The 15,773-nt window shown below is 70.2% G+C and carries 12 protein-coding genes; 7 read left to right on the forward strand and 5 right to left on the reverse strand.

Annotation, left to right across the window (positions count from 1 at the left end):
- Positions 1-468: 468 nt before the first annotated feature.
- From OXS49_RS28815 to OXS49_RS28825, 3 genes are all read left to right on the forward strand, one after another.
- The gene (locus OXS49_RS28815) at positions 469-2,376 is read left to right on the forward strand and encodes a BamA/TamA family outer membrane protein (RefSeq protein WP_267428106.1); all 1,908 of its coding nucleotides are present in this window, start codon (positions 469-471) and stop codon (positions 2,374-2,376) included.
- Positions 2,377-2,469: 93 nt separating this feature from the next.
- Positions 2,470-6,732, forward strand: a complete 4,263-nt coding sequence (locus tag OXS49_RS28820; protein WP_267428114.1) for a translocation/assembly module TamB domain-containing protein — start codon at positions 2,470-2,472, stop codon at positions 6,730-6,732.
- Positions 6,733-6,860: 128 nt separating this feature from the next.
- Positions 6,861-7,178 carry an HPr family phosphocarrier protein gene (locus OXS49_RS28825; protein WP_267428107.1) on the forward strand — a complete coding sequence of 106 codons (318 nt, stop codon included), beginning with the start codon at positions 6,861-6,863 and terminating at the stop codon, positions 7,176-7,178.
- 20 nt (positions 7,179-7,198) lie between these two features.
- Here OXS49_RS28825 and nth read toward each other — a convergent pair whose 3' ends face one another.
- From nth to OXS49_RS28845, 4 genes are all read right to left on the reverse strand, one after another.
- Positions 7,199-7,909: an endonuclease III gene (gene nth / locus OXS49_RS28830; RefSeq protein ID WP_267428108.1), complete on the reverse strand. Its 711-nt coding sequence runs from the start codon at positions 7,907-7,909 to the stop codon at positions 7,199-7,201.
- A gap of 424 nt (positions 7,910-8,333) precedes the next feature.
- Positions 8,334-9,200, reverse strand: a complete 867-nt coding sequence (locus OXS49_RS28835; RefSeq protein ID WP_267428109.1) for a GNAT family N-acetyltransferase — start codon at positions 9,198-9,200, stop codon at positions 8,334-8,336.
- A gap of 106 nt (positions 9,201-9,306) precedes the next feature.
- Positions 9,307-10,401, reverse strand: a complete 1,095-nt coding sequence (locus OXS49_RS28840; protein ID WP_267428110.1) for a GTP-binding protein — start codon at positions 10,399-10,401, stop codon at positions 9,307-9,309.
- A gap of 62 nt (positions 10,402-10,463) precedes the next feature.
- Positions 10,464-11,960, reverse strand: coding sequence for a D-alanyl-D-alanine carboxypeptidase family protein (locus OXS49_RS28845; protein WP_267428111.1), 1,497 nt, complete (start codon positions 11,958-11,960; stop codon positions 10,464-10,466).
- Positions 11,961-12,231: 271 nt separating this feature from the next.
- Between OXS49_RS28845 and queE the strand changes: the two genes are divergently transcribed.
- A complete protein-coding gene (gene queE / locus OXS49_RS28850; RefSeq protein WP_244001120.1) occupies positions 12,232-12,864 on the forward strand; it encodes a 7-carboxy-7-deazaguanine synthase in 633 nt (210 codons plus the stop codon).
- Positions 12,865-12,866: 2 nt separating this feature from the next.
- Here the strand turns inward: queE and OXS49_RS28855 are convergent, their stop codons facing one another.
- Positions 12,867-13,781: a hypothetical protein gene (locus OXS49_RS28855; RefSeq protein ID WP_267428112.1), complete on the reverse strand. Its 915-nt coding sequence runs from the start codon at positions 13,779-13,781 to the stop codon at positions 12,867-12,869.
- A 175-nt stretch (positions 13,782-13,956) separates the two neighbouring features.
- On the opposite strand from OXS49_RS28855, the gene rfbC reads away from it, so the two are divergent.
- The 3 genes from rfbC to OXS49_RS28870 all read left to right on the forward strand — a co-directional run.
- Positions 13,957-14,508, forward strand: coding sequence for a dTDP-4-dehydrorhamnose 3,5-epimerase (rfbC, locus tag OXS49_RS28860; protein WP_244001124.1), 552 nt, complete (start codon positions 13,957-13,959; stop codon positions 14,506-14,508).
- Between the two features lie 93 nt (positions 14,509-14,601).
- Complete coding sequence (gene rfbB / locus OXS49_RS28865) at positions 14,602-15,651, forward strand: dTDP-glucose 4,6-dehydratase (protein ID WP_267428113.1); 1,050 nt, start codon at positions 14,602-14,604, stop codon at positions 15,649-15,651.
- Positions 15,651-15,773: sugar nucleotide-binding protein (locus OXS49_RS28870; protein WP_267428115.1), on the forward strand; the 123-nt coding region annotated here is incomplete at its 3' end. The genes rfbB and OXS49_RS28870, both read left to right, overlap by 1 nt.

Below are 15,773 nucleotides of genomic sequence, written 5' to 3' on the forward strand. Positions count from 1 at the left end.
CATCAGAATGAAGCGTGACCGATGCTCAGTGCGGCAACGCGTTACGTCGATCAGGGGAGGGCGCCCTGGCCACCTGGGCACAACGCGATCATACCTGCGCCGAATGCGCCCCGGAAATGGTGGTCGCGGGCAACTGGCATATTCGGTGATCCGATAGCCCTCGTCGATGGCGGGCTTCACGCGAACTGCACCCGCGGCCTGGATGCACGCGCCGCGATCGATCCGGGACGACGCACGCCAAGCTGTTGGCCTGAACGGCACGTCGCCTTAAGGTCAGTTGGGGTACGTCGTACAAGGCGGCGTAGGGGGGAGCAGCGATGACGATCCAGCCGGCCGGCACGGCCGACCGCCATCGGGACTGACGAGCGCGGTTTGCGCATCTCCCGCTCAACCAACCAAGAAGACGAGGTTCGCACGCGTCGCGCGCTGCCGCGGCTGATTCGCGCTGGTACAGGTGCGCTGCTGCTAATGGCAGCCCTACCGGGACCGGTGCAGGCCTTCGACTTGTTCGGGCTGTTCGGGAGCGAACCCGAACCGCCAACGCCGAGCCTTTCCGCCCTGCCATACACGGTCCGGATCACCGGCACCGACGAGTCTGACGTCCTCCAGGCCGTGCAGGATACCTCAACCATCTACCGCCTGCGCCAGGAACCGCCTCCGGACGGGGAGGGTCTGCTGCGCCGGGCCGAGGCCGACCGAGCCAAGCTGGTCGATGTCCTGTCGGGCTACGGCTACTACCAGGGCAATGTCGCGATCCGGATCGACGGCGCACCGGTCGGCGGCCCGGCCGCCGCGGCCGTGAGTGCCGCGGAGGCTTGGCGCAATCGCGGGCTCGTCCCAATCAAGATCGCGATCGATCTCGGGCCGCTCTATCACCTGCGCCGGATCGCGGTGCGCGACCCGGCTGGCCGGGCCTTCCCCGATGAAGTGCTGCCCCCACGGGTGACCCGCGTGGACGACGATGTCCCGGCCCGGTCGGCGACGGTGCTGGCGCGCGAAGCGCGGATCGTCGACCATTTCCGGAGCCAGGGGCATCCCTTCGCCAAGGTGATCGCCCGCGATCCGGTCGTGGACGATGCGGCCCACGTCATGGATGTGACTTTCACGGTCGATCCGGGTCCGGTCGCCAGTCTCGGCCCGGTGGCGCTGAACGGCGCTCCCGGTATCGACCCGGCCACGATCCGCTCCTTCATCTACGCCGAACCGGGCGATCCCTATTCGCCTCAGGCGGTGGCGGCGATCCGGCGGTCGGTGGCGCGGATCGAGGGGATCGGCGGGGTGCGGGTCCGCGAGGGCACAACGCTCGACGCCAACGGCAACTTGCCCTTGTTCGTCGAGGTCACCGAACGGGAACGCAACCTCATCGGCGTCTCGGCGCGCTACTCCACGGTCGACGGGCCGGGGGTGCGGGCCTACTACGCCAACCGCAACCTGTTCGGGGGCGGCGAGACGTTCCGGCTGGACGCCGACATCTACTATCTCGGGCTCGGCAACGATCCGTTCGCGACCCAGCGCAAGATCGCCGGCATCGGCACCAACGGTCTCGGCGGCCGCCTCTCGGCGACCTACGTCCAGCCCGCGCTCTGGGGCTCGCGCAACGACCTGCTGGCCAACGCCTTCGTCACCCGCGAGGTGCAGCAGAGCTATCTCGTGGATGGAGGCGGCGCCTCGGCGGCGATCCGGCACCGGTTCTCCGACACGTTCTCGGCGCAGATCGGTCTGGACGCGCAGGCCGGCCGTTCGAAGGACGCCCTCGGAACGGTCAATTACCGGCTGATCGGCGTGCCGGCCTCGGTCACCTATGATTCCACCGACAGCCTCCTCGATCCCACCCGCGGCGTGCGGGCGATCGCGTCGCTGGCCGCCTATCCCGGGGCGATCTCGTCGCCCGGCATTCTCGTCGCGAAGGCCCAGGGCTCGACGTATTATTCGCTGGACGACGAGTCCCGCTACATCCTCGCCGGGCGGATCGGCTTCGGCTCGGTCTCCGGTGCGCCGCTCGGCGAGATCCCGGACAACTTCCGGTTCTTCGCCGGTGGCGGCGGCTCCGTGCGCGGCTATCCGTACCGGACCCTCGGGCCGATCGGCCCCTTCAACCTGCCGATCGGTGGACGCAGCCTGCTGGAAGCCTCGCTCGAAGCGCGCATCAAGGTCACCGACACGATCGGCGTGGTGCCGTTCTTCGACGCAGGTACCGCGTTCGCCTCTGCGCTGCCGGATTTCGACGAGAAGATCCGGAAGTCGGTCGGCATCGGCCTGCGCTACTACACCGGGATCGGCCCGATCCGCGCGGATCTCGCCTTCCCGCTCGACCCCTACAAGGGTGGCCATGTGCGGCCGGCGGTGCTGTATCTCAGCCTGGGGCAGGCGTTCTGAATGGCTGAACTGACCGGACCCACCCAAGCTCGACGGCGAACGCTTTTTCGTATGGGACGTGGCGATCTGAGCTTCGTCCTGTTCTGCCTCGCGATGCTCGTGTCGGTCGCAGCGACGCAAACCCGGGCCGACGAAGGCGACAAATCCGTGCTCGGCGGGCTCCTGTCCCGGGCGCTCTCCACACCGTCGTCGCGCGTGGCGATCGGCGCGGTCGATGGGGCATTGTCGTCCGACGCCACCATCCGCGACGTCGCCGTCAGCGACCGCGACGGTGTCTGGCTCAAGCTCGACAAGGCACGGATCGTCTGGCGCCGGCTCGCCCTGCTGTCGGGCCGGCTCGAAGTCGACAGTCTCGAAATCGGGCAGATCGAGATGCTGCGTCGCCCGGTGCCCGGCCCGACGCCGCCGGAGGCGAAGCCAGACGGCAAGCTGCTGCCGGATCTGCCGGTGAAGGTCGAGATCAAGGACTTCAAGCTGGCGGAACTCGTCCTCGGCGAAGCGGTGGCCGGTCAGCCCGCCCGGCTGTCCGCCGAGGGGCGTGCCCGGCTGGGCGCAGCGAGCGAGGGGCTGGAGATCAAGGCAAGGGCGCAACGCCTCGACGCGGCCGGGCGCTTCCTGCTCAGCGTGCTCTACGTGCCGACCGGGGACAAACTCGAGCTGAAGGCGAATCTCGTGGAGCCCGCCGGCGGCCTGCTCTCGAAGGCGGCCAACCTGCCCGGAACGCCGCCGATCAATTTCGATCTCGACGGGACGGGGACGCTCGACGCGTTTGCGGCCAAGCTCGATTTCACGGCCGGTCCGGAGATCAACGCGAGGGGCGGGGCCCGGATCTCGCGAATCGGCGCCGAGCGACGGCTCGCCCTGGATCTGGCGGCGCGGATCGAAGGTCTGGTGCCGGGGCCGGCGGCGTCCGTATTCGCGGGCACGACGCAACTCGCAGGCGGCCTCGCCTTCGCGGATAGCGGCGCCTTCAGGATCGACCGGCTGGAGCTGACCTCCCGCACCGCCCGGCTCGCCGCCGGCGGGACCCTGAGCGCCGACCGGATCGCCGATCTGACGCTCCAGGCCCGAGCCCTGCCCACCGAAGGCAGCGTGACCAAGACGGGCGAGGCCGAGATCGGCAAGCTGACGTTTGATGGCAGCCTCAAGGGACCGATCGCGGCGCCGACGATCCACGGCATCCTCGACGCGGCGAGCGTGCGCAGCCGCGATTCCGCGCTCGATCGGGTCGAAGCGCGTCTGGATGTGACACCACAGGGCGAGCCCTCGGCGCAGCGTTTCGCCATCAGTGCGGATGGCACCCTGGCGGGCCTGCGGCTCGCCGACCCCGCCCTGCGCAGGGCTATCGGAAGCCGGGCACAGCTCACGCTTCGAGCGGCCGCCGGGCCGGACGGGGTGATCGACGTCACCACGCTCCGCCTCGATTCCGAGACCGCCCGAGCCGGCTATACCGGCCGGATCGGCCAGAATACGCTGACCGGTACGCTCGATGCCGCGCTGCCGGATCTTGCGGTCTTTTCCGGCCTCGCCGGTCGCGGGCTCGCCGGATCGCTCGATGCGAAGGCAAAGCTCAGCGGCGATCCGGCCCGGAAAGCCGTCGCGGCCGATCTTTCGGTTTCCACCACCGGCCTCGCGACCGGGCTCACGGCGGCCGACCGCATCCTAGGTCGCACGCCCTCGCTCCAGGGGCGGGTGTCGCGGTCCTACGACGGCTACGGGTTCGATCACCTGCGGTTGGAGGGACAGGGAATCATCGCGACCCTGCAGGGCGAGGCGACCTCGGAGCTTGCCGACGTAACCGGCCGACTGGACCTTCGAAGTCTGTCGGATCTCGACGCCCGTCTCACCGGCCGCGCCGCGGTCGATGCCCGGCTGACCGGCTCCCTGGAGCATCCGGACCTCGCGGCGACGCTCTCCGCGCCAACCGCCACGGCGGACGGCAAGCCGATCCGCGGCCTGCGGGCCGAGGCCGCTCTGAAGGATGCGCTCCTGGCGCCCGATGGCAGCCTGCGGCTCTCCGGCGACGTGGCCGGCAAGACGTTGACCGGCGATGCCCACGCGTCCCGCGCCGGAGGCGATTGGGTGCTCGACCGGCTCGCGCTGACTCTCGGATCGGTGGCGGTCGCCGGCAATGTGACGGTCGCGGCCGAGACGTGGCTCTCCGCCGGGTCGCTCACGGTACGAGCGGGCAATCTGGAGGATGTCGCGCCGCTCGCCCCCGAGCCCATGGCCGGGCGCCTCGATGCGGCCGTGACACTGGCCCGCGACGGCGGTCGCCAGGACGCATCGATCCAGGCCACCGGGGCCGCCCTGCGCTACGGCGGTACGACCCTGACCCGGCTCGACGCCGATCTGAGGGGCCGCGATCTGCGTGCGCATCCGGTGCTCGACGGGCGCCTTGATGCCGACCGGCTCGTGGCCGCCGGCCAGCAGATCGACACCGTCCGACTCGTGGCCAACGGCAGCCCGGCCTTCAGCGATGTCACGCTGAGCGCCAAGGCCCGCGGCTTCGGCCTCGACGGGGCTGCGCGGATCGTGCCGGCAGCCGACACGCGCATCGAGATCCAACGCCTGTCGGCTGCCCGCGGGAACGACCGCTTCGCCCTGGCCGGGCCGGCGGCCATCACCCTCCAGGACGGCGGCGCCGTGATCGAGGGGCTCGCCATTTCGGCCGGGAGCGGACGCGTGACGGTCGCGGGCCGGGCCGGACGCGAGCTCGACCTGAAGGTCGCGATCCGGGCGCTGCCCCTGTCGCTCGCCCGGATCGCCGCGCCGGACCTCGCCCTCTCGGGGACCCTCGACGGGGAGGCGGATCTGCACGGGCCGGCCAACCGACCGGAGGGGCGCTATGCGCTGACCGTCTCCAAGCTCGTCGCGCCGCAGACGCGGCAGGCGGGGCTGCCGGCGATCGATGCCAGCGCGAAGGGTATCCTGTCGGACGGTCAGGCCAGCGTGGACGGACGGGTCAACGCCGGACGCGGCGTGGCCCTGACGGTGGCGGGCAAGCTCCCGGTCGAGGCGGGCGGCCCGCTCGACCTGCGCGGCCGGGGCACCCTCGATGCGGCGCTCGCCAATTCCCTGCTGAGCGTCGGTGGCCAGAGTGTCGCCGGGGCCATCGCCATCGACGGCGGCGTGACCGGGACGCTCGCCGCCCCCCGGGCTCAGGGTACGGCGACGCTGTCCGGCGGTAGCTTCACCGACCCGCTCAACGGTATCCGCCTCACCGGGATCGAAGGGCGGGTCAGCGGCCGGGGCGACAGCCTCGTGGTCGAGCGCCTGACCGGGGCAACCCGGAACGGCGAGCGCATCTCCGTGACGGGCCGCGTGGCGCTGGAGCCGGATTTCCCCGGGCAGTTCCACGTCGTCGCGGAGCGGGCCGAGTTGGTGTCCAGCCCGCTGATGACCGCCATTTCGAGCCTCGACCTCACCCTGTCCGGCCCACTGGCCCGGACGCCGCGGATCTCAGGCCGGGTCGATGTCGCTTCGATCGACGTCGCCGTGCCGGACCGGCTTCCCGCCACCGTCCGGCCCCTGCCGGGGGTGCGCCATGTCAACACCCCGCCTGAGGTGCGTGCGCGCTTGGCTCAGCAGGCCGCGCGAAAGGCCGCGGCCGCGCCCGGACGCAGGTCGAAGAAGCCCGCCGTGCCCTTCAACGCAACGCTGGACGTCGCGGTCGATGCCCCGGGCCGGATCTTCGTGCGCGGGCGCGGCATCGATGCCGAACTCGGCGGCGCCTTGCGGATCACCGGAACCTCGCTTGCGCCCAATGCGGTCGGGGCCTTCGCGATGCGGCGCGGACGCTTCGAGCTCGTCGGCCAGCGCCTCGACTTCAGCCGCGGCCGGCTGACCTTCGCCGGCAGCCTGACCACCCCGGAACTCGACTTTGCCGCCGAGACCAAGGCCGGGGACGTGACCGCCCGGGTGGCGGTGACCGGACCGGCCGACGCGCCGCAATTCGGCCTGACCTCCGATCCGGTGCTGCCGCAGGACGAGATCCTGTCGCGCCTGCTGTTCAAGAAGGCGGCAGGCGGGCTCTCGCCGTTCCAGGCGCTGCAGCTCGCCCAGGCCGTGGCGCAGCTCTCGGGCGGTGCCTCGGGTCCCGATGTGTTCGAGCAGGCACGCAAGGGCCTCGGCCTCGACAGCCTGGACGTCTCGACAGGGGCCAGCGGCGGCCCGGCGCTCGGCGCCTCGCGCTACATCTCGGATCGGGTCAGCGTCGGTGTGAAAGCCGGCGCCAAGCCGGCCGATACGGCCGTCGGCGTCGATTTCGATGTTACCCGACGGATCAAGCTCAAGGGCGAGGCGGGCAGCGACGGCCGGACCAGCCTCGGTGTCGGCGCGGAATACGAGTGGTGACACGGTGGACGCAGGCCGGGCATCGGCGGTGGTCGGTAAGCCTTCGGGATAGACACGCCCCGACAAAGATTTAGGTTCGGCGCAAGCGGCTCCGACAGCCGCGGATCGGGCGGGACACACCAAGGGCGATGGACGACCTTTTCGAGACGGACGACGATCCCCCGGTGCCGGAGGGGGGCTTCCTCCGCCTGCTGCCGATCATCAACCGGCGCGGCCTGCACGCCCGGGCCTCCGCGAAATTCGTGCAGACCGTCGAGCGCTACGACGCGATGGTCACCGTCACCCGGGCGGGCGAGACCGTGGGCGGACGCTCGATCATGGGTCTGCTGACCCTCGGCGCCGCCATGGGCACGCGTATCGCCGTCACGGCCGTGGGCCAGGATGCCGAAACGTGCCTCGACGCCATCGAGGCTCTGCTCGCCAACCGGTTCGGCGAGGACGAATAGCGGCGGTCAGATCGCTGCGGTCATAGCTCCTTGCCGGGCCAGAGGCAGAGGTCCGCAACCGGGCAGCGCGGGCAGGCGGGCTTCCGGGCCGTGCAGGTGTCGCGTCCGTGGCGGAACAGCCAGACATGCGCCCCGTCCTTGAACCGCTCCGGCACGAGGCGCGCGAGGCCGTCCGCGACGGCATCCACGGTCGCGCCGGATGCGAGCGGGATGCGGTTCGAGACCCGGAACACATGGGTGTCGACCGCAATCACAGGCTCGTGGAAGGCGAAGTTGGCCGTGACCTCGGCACTCTTGCGGCCGATGCCCGGTAGGCGGCGCATCGCGACGGAACTCCGCGGCACGGCGCCGCCGTGTTCGGAGATCAGCGCCGCCGACAGCTTCACGATGTTGCGCGCCTTGGAGGGCCCGAGCCCGACCGGTCGGATGATCTCGAGGATGCGCGCCTCGCCCAGCGCCAGCATGCCAGCCGGATCGCGCACGGTACTGAACAGCGCCTCCGCGATCCGGGCGACCGTCGGGCCGGTGGACTGGGCGGAGAGCAGCACGGTCACCAGCAGCCGGAACGGATCGGTGTCGTCGAACCCGGCTTTCGGATCCGGATCGGCCTCGCAGAACCGAGTCATCACGGCGGCGACCCGTTCGGCGTCATCAGCGTCGATCGGCCGAACCGGTTTGGCGAGCGCATGGCGCGGTGAGGATCGGAGGCCGTGGAGGGTGTCGCGCGCCATGCCGGGCAGCTAGCGTCCCGGCTGCAGCCCGGACAGGGCCAGCCTGCGCGGCTGATTGACCTTTTAGAGCACTCTGCGCCGAAGTGGACACCGGTTCGGCGCAAGAGAACGCGTCACAACAAGGACTTTGAGCCGCGCGCGATCGCAACGCGCACGGTACACGACACGCGTCTGCCAACACGGGTGGCAAGCGCGACATGCCCCCTCTCCCGTGCGGGAGAGGGTTGGGGTGAGGGTCGAGAAGGTTCAGGATCGCGCGCACCTTCAAGGCGCTGACAGGGTGCGCCTCTTCCGGAAAGTTCTCATCCCTCACCCGGCTTTCTGCGAAAGCAGACCTCTCCCGCACGGGAGAGGGGACCCGCGCCCTATTCGGCGACGGTGGTGTCACTGTCGTGTACCGTGCGCAACGCGGTCGGGCATGGCTCTAAGCCCCCGCCCGCCGCCATGGGATCGAAGCCGGACCCGCACCGAGGTGGAGGGTGCCGGCGACGATCTCTCCGGCCCGCCGCAGGAACTCGACCCGCAGCGCACCACGGCGACCGAACAGGCGGCTTACCACGCGAACCAGCGACGCCTCGGCCGGATCGGCGATGATCGGATGCCGCGCGGTGCGTGCATCGAGCGAGAGGAAGGTCTCCACCGTGTCGCGCACGGCCTGCGGCTCGGTCACCGTACGGATCTCGGAGCTCGGCGTCTCCCATCCGGCGGGGCGTATCCCGATGAGGTTCGCCGCCGGGATCGATCGGGACCGGGCCGACCGGTCCGACGTCAGCACGGAGCGAAACCGCGGCGTCTCACGAGCGGGCTCCAATGCTCCGGCAAGCCGGACCGGACGGCGCAGGGCTCCGAGCCGCTCCCGCAGCGCGCGGTCGACGGCTTCGGCAGCGGCTTGCCCGACCAGGGCGGTGATCTGGGCTTCGGCCGGCTGCCAGGGACGTGCCCGTCCACCCCAGATCGGATGCGGCATCGCCAACGGCATGACGCCCTGCAGCGCCTCCCGCCCGGTCTCCGCGTCGCGGTCCCAGACCAGGGCAATCGCCACCCGGCTTCCGGCGGGCCGATGCTGGGCGAGGGGGAGCAGATGGTCAGGATCGCGCAGCGGGTCGGTCACCGCGTTCCGGACGAGCATCGCCCGCCAGGCCGACACGGACGCCGCATCCACGCCGCTGGGCCGATGAAGATCGACCCGCCACGCGGCGGCCCGGTCCAGTTCCAGCCCCGCTGCGAATAGGGTCGCGCGTCCGGGTGCGCCGGACTGGCCGCCCTGTATCACGGTGAAGCGTGGCGCCATCGCGTGTCCTGCCTCTCGACGCTTCGTCCCATTTCGGGACGCATCGGCGCCGCTGAAGCGCCATCTGGGTCGAGCGTTTCAAGGCCGATGCCGCGCTTGCGGCGCGTCAGGGCCCCGGGATCGCGAGGGGATTGTCGGTAAGGGCGGCTGCGTCCGGCGCATCGATCCGCGGGCGGCCCAGGAAAGCGTCCCAGAGACGTCGGACGAAGGCCGGATCGAGATCCTTCAGGATCAGGACCAGACGGGATGTATGATCGGGATCCGGCCAGTTCGGCAACGTCATCGGCGCGTGGAAGACGTGCTGGACGCCATGTACCACCAGGGGCCGTTCGGGATCCTCGGCGAGGGCCACGATCCCCTTGAGCCGCAACAGCTTCGGCCCATGGCCGGACCGGAGCAGGTCCATGAACATCTCGAAGGCGGCGCGCGGCACGGGCGCCGCGCTGGTCAGGCAGACAGCCTGAATCGACGCGTCGTGCCGGTTCACGTCCGCTTCGGCCTGAGCCATGCGCGCGAAGCCCTCATCGCCCAGCCACGCGTGCACATCGGCGCCTTTGCCGTCGAGGCCGAACAGGCCGCCGAGCAGCGTCTCAGCCGGAGCATCGGGCGCGAGGATCGGCGCTACGGGATTGAGGGCGGCAAGCCGCGCCTGGATCGCGGCGGTGTCTCCCGCGAGATCGGTCTTGGAGAGGACGATCCGATCGGCGATCGCCGCCTGCCGGACCGCCTCGGGATGCGCGTCGAGGGTAACGGCCCCCGTCAACGCATCCACCACCGTCAGCACGGCCTGGAGGCGGAACCGGAGCACCAGATAGGGATGATAGATCAACGCATGCAGGATCGGCGCGGGATCGGCGAGACCGGTGGTTTCGATCACCACGCGCCGGAAGGCCCCGATCCGCCCATTGTCGCGCTTGCGCAGGAGGTCTTCGAGGGTTGCGATCAGGTCGCCCCGTACCATGCAGCACAAGCAGCCGGCGCCCAACAGGATCATGTCCTCGTCGACCGTCTCGATCAGCAGGTGATCGAGACCGATTTCACCGAACTCGTTGACGATCACCACGGTGTCGGCGAGCGCCGGATCGCGCAGGAGCCGGTTCAGCAGCGTGGTCTTGCCGGAACCCAGGAAACCGGTGAGCACCGTGAGCGGGATCGGCTCGGGGCGTCTCGGATCGGGGGTGGGCGCAGGGCTGATGGACATGCTCGTCGAGGTAAGGGTCCCCGACGCCTTCGGCAACGCGCCAAGCGGCTCCCCGGATGTGCTTACTCGTCCGCGGACGCCTTCTTGTTGGCCGGCTTCTTGGCGGGGGCCGGCTTGTGCGCGGCGGTCTTCGGAGCCGGTTTGGCCAAGCCCTTGCCCGGCTTGGCCTCCGGCATCGACGGTGCTGTCGCGGCGGTGTAGGCGCTGGCCGAACGGGGAAGCGCGTGGGCCGGCTTGGCGGCGACCTTCGACGTAGGCTTGGGGGCGGATTTAGCGGCTTCCTTGGAGGCTTCTCTGGCAGCATTCGCGCGTTCTGCCCGTGCCGCACGCGCCTCCTTGGCGGCCTCGAGAGCCGCGACGCGCTTGGCCTTGGCGGCTTCGAGCTTGGCGGCGCGACTGTTGGCCACCGCGGCTTTCTGCTCGGCCGCTTGGGCGTCGAGGATCTGCTGGCCCTCGGCCGGGCTGCGGCCGATCCAGACGGCGATCGGCTCCAGCGGTGCCCGCAGCGGCAGGGTGCGGGAGCGCAGGGCCGGATTCGAGAAGGCTGCCATCGCCAGCGCCGGCGAGTTGGCCGCGGCGCCACCGATCAGCTGCGCCGCAGAGCCGGCGGCGCTGATGGCCCCGGGGCCATCCTCGATGGCCGGAGGCTTCTTGCCGCCGCACACGAACGGCCGCATGTCCGGCGGCTGGGGCAGGGTGGAGGCCGGCAGCGCGTCGAGCGTCGGGCTCGTCCAGCCGGCGTTCTGGCTGAAGGCGTAGTCAAACAGGTCGGCGGCCTTCACGTCGCGCTCGCGCGGCGTCGGCTGGCCCATCACGATCGTGACGATCCGGCGGCCATTACGCGTGGCGGTGGCCACCACGTTGAAGCCACCTGAGCAGATGAAGCCGGTCTTCATCCCGTCCGTGCCGGGATAGCGCCCCAGCAGGCCGTTGTGGTTCGCCATGACGGCGCGGCCGAACTGGATCGCCGAGATCGAGAACAGGTCGTGGGAATCCGGGAAGTCGCGGATCAGCGCACGGGCCAGCACTGCCATGTCGCGGGCCGAGGTCCATTGGCGCGGATCGGGCAGGCCGTTGGGGTTGTACCAGTGGCTGTCGCGCATGCCGATCCGCTGGGCGGTCTCGTTCATCAGCGCAGCGAAGTTGTCGACCGAGCCGCCGAGATTTTCGCCGATCGCGAAGGCGATGTCGTTGGCCGACTTGACCATGATGATCTTGAGGGCGTTGTCGAGGGTGAGCTGCGTCCCCGGCTTGAAGCCCATCTTCGAGGGCGGCTCGGCGGCCGCGGCGGCCGAGATGGTGATCATCGAATCGAGCGAAACCTTGCCCTGGCGCACGAGGTCGAGGGCGACGTAGGTGGTCATCAGCTTCGTGATCGAGGCCGGGTACCAGGGATCGGTCGGCGCCTGCGCGTAGATCACCTTCCCCGAATCCACGTCCGCCACGAGGATCGGCACCGTGACCGCCTCCGCGGCCCGGATCCCGGCGAGGCTCACACCAAGGAGACCCGTCAGCGCCGCGAACCCGACGGAAAAACGCCGGAGGAGGGAAGAGGACATGTGTGTCCGACTCGTCAGAGGATCGCCAGGATCGGCACCGCGCGGCACCGCAGGTCCGGCCGACGGGCCGGGTAAAAGGGCACAACCCGAGCGGCCAGGTTCGGTCGCCGCGCTGCGTCACGGCATCAACGTGCCCACCGTGGCAAGAGCAAGGCGAGAGCGGAGCGCGGCCCTGCGCGGCGTGGTTGTCTGTGGTCCCCGATGCGCACAGCGCCTATCTGGCAACGACACGCCGGGCGGGCGAACGCGCGGGACGACGGCTGGGACGACAGTGAGCTACGCGGTCAAGGAACTTTTCCACACCCTTCAGGGGGAGGGCGCTCAGGCGGGGCGCGCGGCCGTGTTCTGCCGTTTCGCCGGGTGCAATCTCTGGTCGGGGCGCGAAGCCGACCGCGCCGCCGCAGCCTGCCGATTCTGCGATACCGATTTCGTCGGTGTCGACGGTGAGGGGGGCGGTCGGTTCGCCGATGCTGAGGCGCTCGCCTCCGCGATCGCGGCGACCTGGGCCGGGGGTCCAGAGAACCGGTACGTGGTGTTCACCGGCGGCGAGCCGCTGCTTCAGCTCGACGCGCCGCTGATCGCGGCCGTGCGCGCGCATCACTTCGAGATCGCCATCGAGACCAACGGCACCCTTGCAGCACCCCCGGGCATCGACTGGATCTGCGTCAGTCCGAAGGGGCGCAATCCGCTCGCGCAGACCACCGGCCACGAATTGAAGCTGGTCTATCCGCAGGCGGATGCGGACCCGGCGGACTACGTCGGCCTCGACTTCCGCCACCGCTTCCTTCAGCCCCTCGATGGACCGGGCCGCGTGGCCAGCACGGAGGCCGCGATCGCCTATTGCCGGCGGGATGCCCGCTGGCGGCTGTCGCTCCAGACCCACAAGATGATCGGGATCCCGTAGGATCACGCATCCATGGCCGCCCGCTGCGCCCGTGCGGCCCGGATGGCCGAGCGGGCGAACCGCCCATCCGCCAGAACCGGATCCGGAACTCCGCCGGACAGGACGGCGCGCCTCAGGGCAACGAGGCCGGGATCGCCCCAGGCATCGAGCAGGCGTTCGAACGCCGCATGTCGCGCCGCATCGAACGGGATCGACAGGCCGCACGCATCCTTGACCGGATGGGCCGGGTGCAACGCCGCGACGGGCACCCAGCCATGCGGGATCGGGGCGGTGGCCGCATGCGTCCGCCGCAGCCGAAGGAGCTGTGGCAGGATGTGACAGTGCGGCCCCGGCTCGCCGACGCCGTCCGGCGCCGGAATGGCCGTGTAGACTTCGATCCGCCCCGGGCGGGCGACGAACACGCGATGCGGGCCCGATACCTTGAGCGCGTGAACAACCGGATTGCCGGCATCGAACAGTGGCCGGCCGCTCACGGCCCGCAAGCAAGCGATCAAGGCCGGATCGGTCACGCGCACGCAGGCATCGACCGCATCCAGGCCTAGGCCGAGATCGAACAGGATGCCGTCGCGGTCCTCCGGCCGGGCCGCCGCAGCGTCCGCGCCGAGTTCGGTCAGCACCGCGCGCCGACCCATTGCACAGGCCGCGGCCGGAAGGCAGAGGGCGACCGCTTGGCTCCAGCCGCCGGTGAAGCCGGTCTCGTAGGCGAACGGGCGCAGGGCCGGCGATACCGCGAAGGCGATCGCACCGCGATCCGTCATCAGCCCGATCCGCCCGTCGTCGAGGCGGCGCGCCGGCTCATCGGGGTTCCGGCGGAAAGCCGCGACAGCGCCGTAGCTCCCGAGACTCCAGGTGCAATCCGGATCGATAATCTGGGTGCGCAGCAGCGTCTCTACGGACCGCTCCGCCTGACCTGTCATCGGGCCCCACGCAATCCGCACCGCAGGCGCACGCCTTGACACGGATGGCGAATGACCGGAAGTCGCAACCCGATCACCGAGGTTGGGTTCGGTGAGGCGGAGGCCCGGTTCGGAACGGGCAGGCGCGCTGGCAGTCGCCGCGCCGCGCCTCGGGACCCGCGGGAAGGGCGCTGGAATGGACGTTGTCGACACCGAGATTCCGGACGTGAAGCGCATCGTGCCGAAGCGCCTGGGCGATGCGCGCGGCTGGTTCTCCGAGACGTTCCGCGTCGACGCCATGGAACGGGCCGGCATCACCAACACCTTCGTTCAGGACAACCAGTCCTTCTCGGCGCCGCAGGGCACGATCCGCGGGCTGCACTTCCAGATCGCGCCCCAGGCGCAGGCCAAGCTCATCCGGGTCCTGCAGGGTGCTATCCTCGACGTGGCGGTCGACATCCGCGGCGGCTCGCCGACCTACGGCAAGTACGTGGCCGTGACGCTCGATGCCGAGACGGGCACGCAGCTCTTCATCCCGCACGGCTTCGCCCACGGCTTCTGCACGCTCACCCCCGACGTGATGGTCGCCTACAAGGTCGACGCGTACTACAGCCCCGAGCATGACCGGGCGCTCGCCTGGGACGATCCGGAGATCGGCATTCCGTGGCCGGTCTCGGGCGAGGCCGCCATCCTGTCGGACAAGGATCGCCGCGCGCCGAAACTCGATGATCTCGGTCCCGTCTTCTGAGCGCCGCGGCCCATCGGCCGTAATTCCGTCACGGCCGACCGTCTTGTGAGGCCCGGCCAACCCGTTTCCGACTTTCCGAAGAGGTACTCGACCATGCGCATCCTGGTGACCGGAGGCTGCGGCTTCATCGGCTCGGCGCTGGTGCTGCACCTCGTCAACGACCTCGGCCACGAGGTCTGCACCCTCGACGCGATGACCTACGCGGCCAACCCGGTTTCCCTGGCCGGGCTCGCCGACAACCCGCAGCACCGCCTCGTGGAGGCCGATATCTGCGACCACGCCGCCGTGCAGAAGGCGTTTGCCGAGTTCAAGCCGCAGGCGGTGATGCATCTGGCGGCCGAGAGCCATGTCGACCGCTCGATCACGGATCCGGGCGCCTTCGTGCGCACCAACGCGATCGGCACGCAGACCATGCTGGACGGCGCCCGCGTCCACTACGAATCCCTGCCGGAGGCGGACAAAAAAGGCTTCCGGTTCCTCCACGTGTCCACCGACGAAGTCTACGGCTCGCTGCCGCCGGGCGGCTTCTTCACCGAGGAGAGCCGCTACGATCCGCGCTCGCCCTACTCGGCCTCGAAGGCAGCCTCCGACCACCTCGCCCGGGCGTGGCACGAGACTTACGGCCTGCCGGTGCTGGTGACGAACTGCTCGAACAATTACGGCCCGCGCCACTTCCCGGAAAAGCTGATCCCGCTGATGATCCTTAATGCCTTGGAAGGGAAGAAGCTTCCCGTCTACGGCGACGGCCAGAACGAGCGCGACTGGATCCACGTGGAGGATCACGCCAAGGGGCTCGTCGCCGTGCTGGAGCGCGGCCGCATCGGCGAGACCTACCTGCTCGGCGGCCGGGCGGTCCGGAACAACCTCGCGGTGGTCAAGGGCCTGTGCGCCGCCTTCGACCGGCTGCGCCCCCAAAGCGCTCCGCACGAGCAGCTGATCAGCTTCGTGGCCGACCGGCCGGGCCATGACCGGCGCTACGCCATCGACTGCACCAAGGCCGAGACCGAACTCGGCTGGCGGCCGCAGAAGACCTTCGAGCAGGCGCTGGACGAGACCGTCGCTTGGTATCTCGACAACGAGAGCTGGTGGCGCCCGATCCGCGAGGGCCGCTACAAGGGCGAGCGCCTGGGGCTGAACGGTTGATGGACGTCCTCGTCCTCGGCGGTGCCGGTCAGGTCGGCACCGAGCTGCGGGCCGTGTCCTGGCCGGACGGCGTCACCGTCCACGCGCCGGACCGGTCCGAGCTCGACATCACCGATGCCGAT

Source organism: Methylobacterium sp. GC_Met_2 (assembly GCF_026540795.1).
Classification (GTDB): domain Bacteria; phylum Pseudomonadota; class Alphaproteobacteria; order Rhizobiales; family Beijerinckiaceae; genus Methylobacterium.

What these genes read in the sequence shown, in the direction of transcription:
- OXS49_RS28815 (WP_267428106.1), top strand. Translation starts at nt 469, where the DNA reads ATGGCAGCCCTACCGGGACCGGTGCAGGCCTTCGACTTGTTCGGGCTG.
- OXS49_RS28820 (WP_267428114.1), top strand. Translation starts at nt 2,470, where the DNA reads ATGCTCGTGTCGGTCGCAGCGACGCAAACCCGGGCCGACGAAGGCGAC.
- OXS49_RS28825 (WP_267428107.1), top strand. Translation starts at nt 6,861, where the DNA reads ATGGACGACCTTTTCGAGACGGACGACGATCCCCCGGTGCCGGAGGGG.
- nth (WP_267428108.1), bottom strand. Translation starts at nt 7,909, where the DNA reads ATGGCGCGCGACACCCTCCACGGCCTCCGATCCTCACCGCGCCATGCG.
- OXS49_RS28835 (WP_267428109.1), bottom strand. Translation starts at nt 9,200, where the DNA reads ATGGCGCCACGCTTCACCGTGATACAGGGCGGCCAGTCCGGCGCACCC.
- OXS49_RS28840 (WP_267428110.1), bottom strand. Translation starts at nt 10,401, where the DNA reads ATGTCCATCAGCCCTGCGCCCACCCCCGATCCGAGACGCCCCGAGCCG.
- OXS49_RS28845 (WP_267428111.1), bottom strand. Translation starts at nt 11,960, where the DNA reads ATGTCCTCTTCCCTCCTCCGGCGTTTTTCCGTCGGGTTCGCGGCGCTG.
- OXS49_RS28855 (WP_267428112.1), bottom strand. Translation starts at nt 13,781, where the DNA reads ATGACAGGTCAGGCGGAGCGGTCCGTAGAGACGCTGCTGCGCACCCAG.
- rfbC (WP_244001124.1), top strand. Translation starts at nt 13,957, where the DNA reads ATGGACGTTGTCGACACCGAGATTCCGGACGTGAAGCGCATCGTGCCG.
- rfbB (WP_267428113.1), top strand. Translation starts at nt 14,602, where the DNA reads ATGCGCATCCTGGTGACCGGAGGCTGCGGCTTCATCGGCTCGGCGCTG.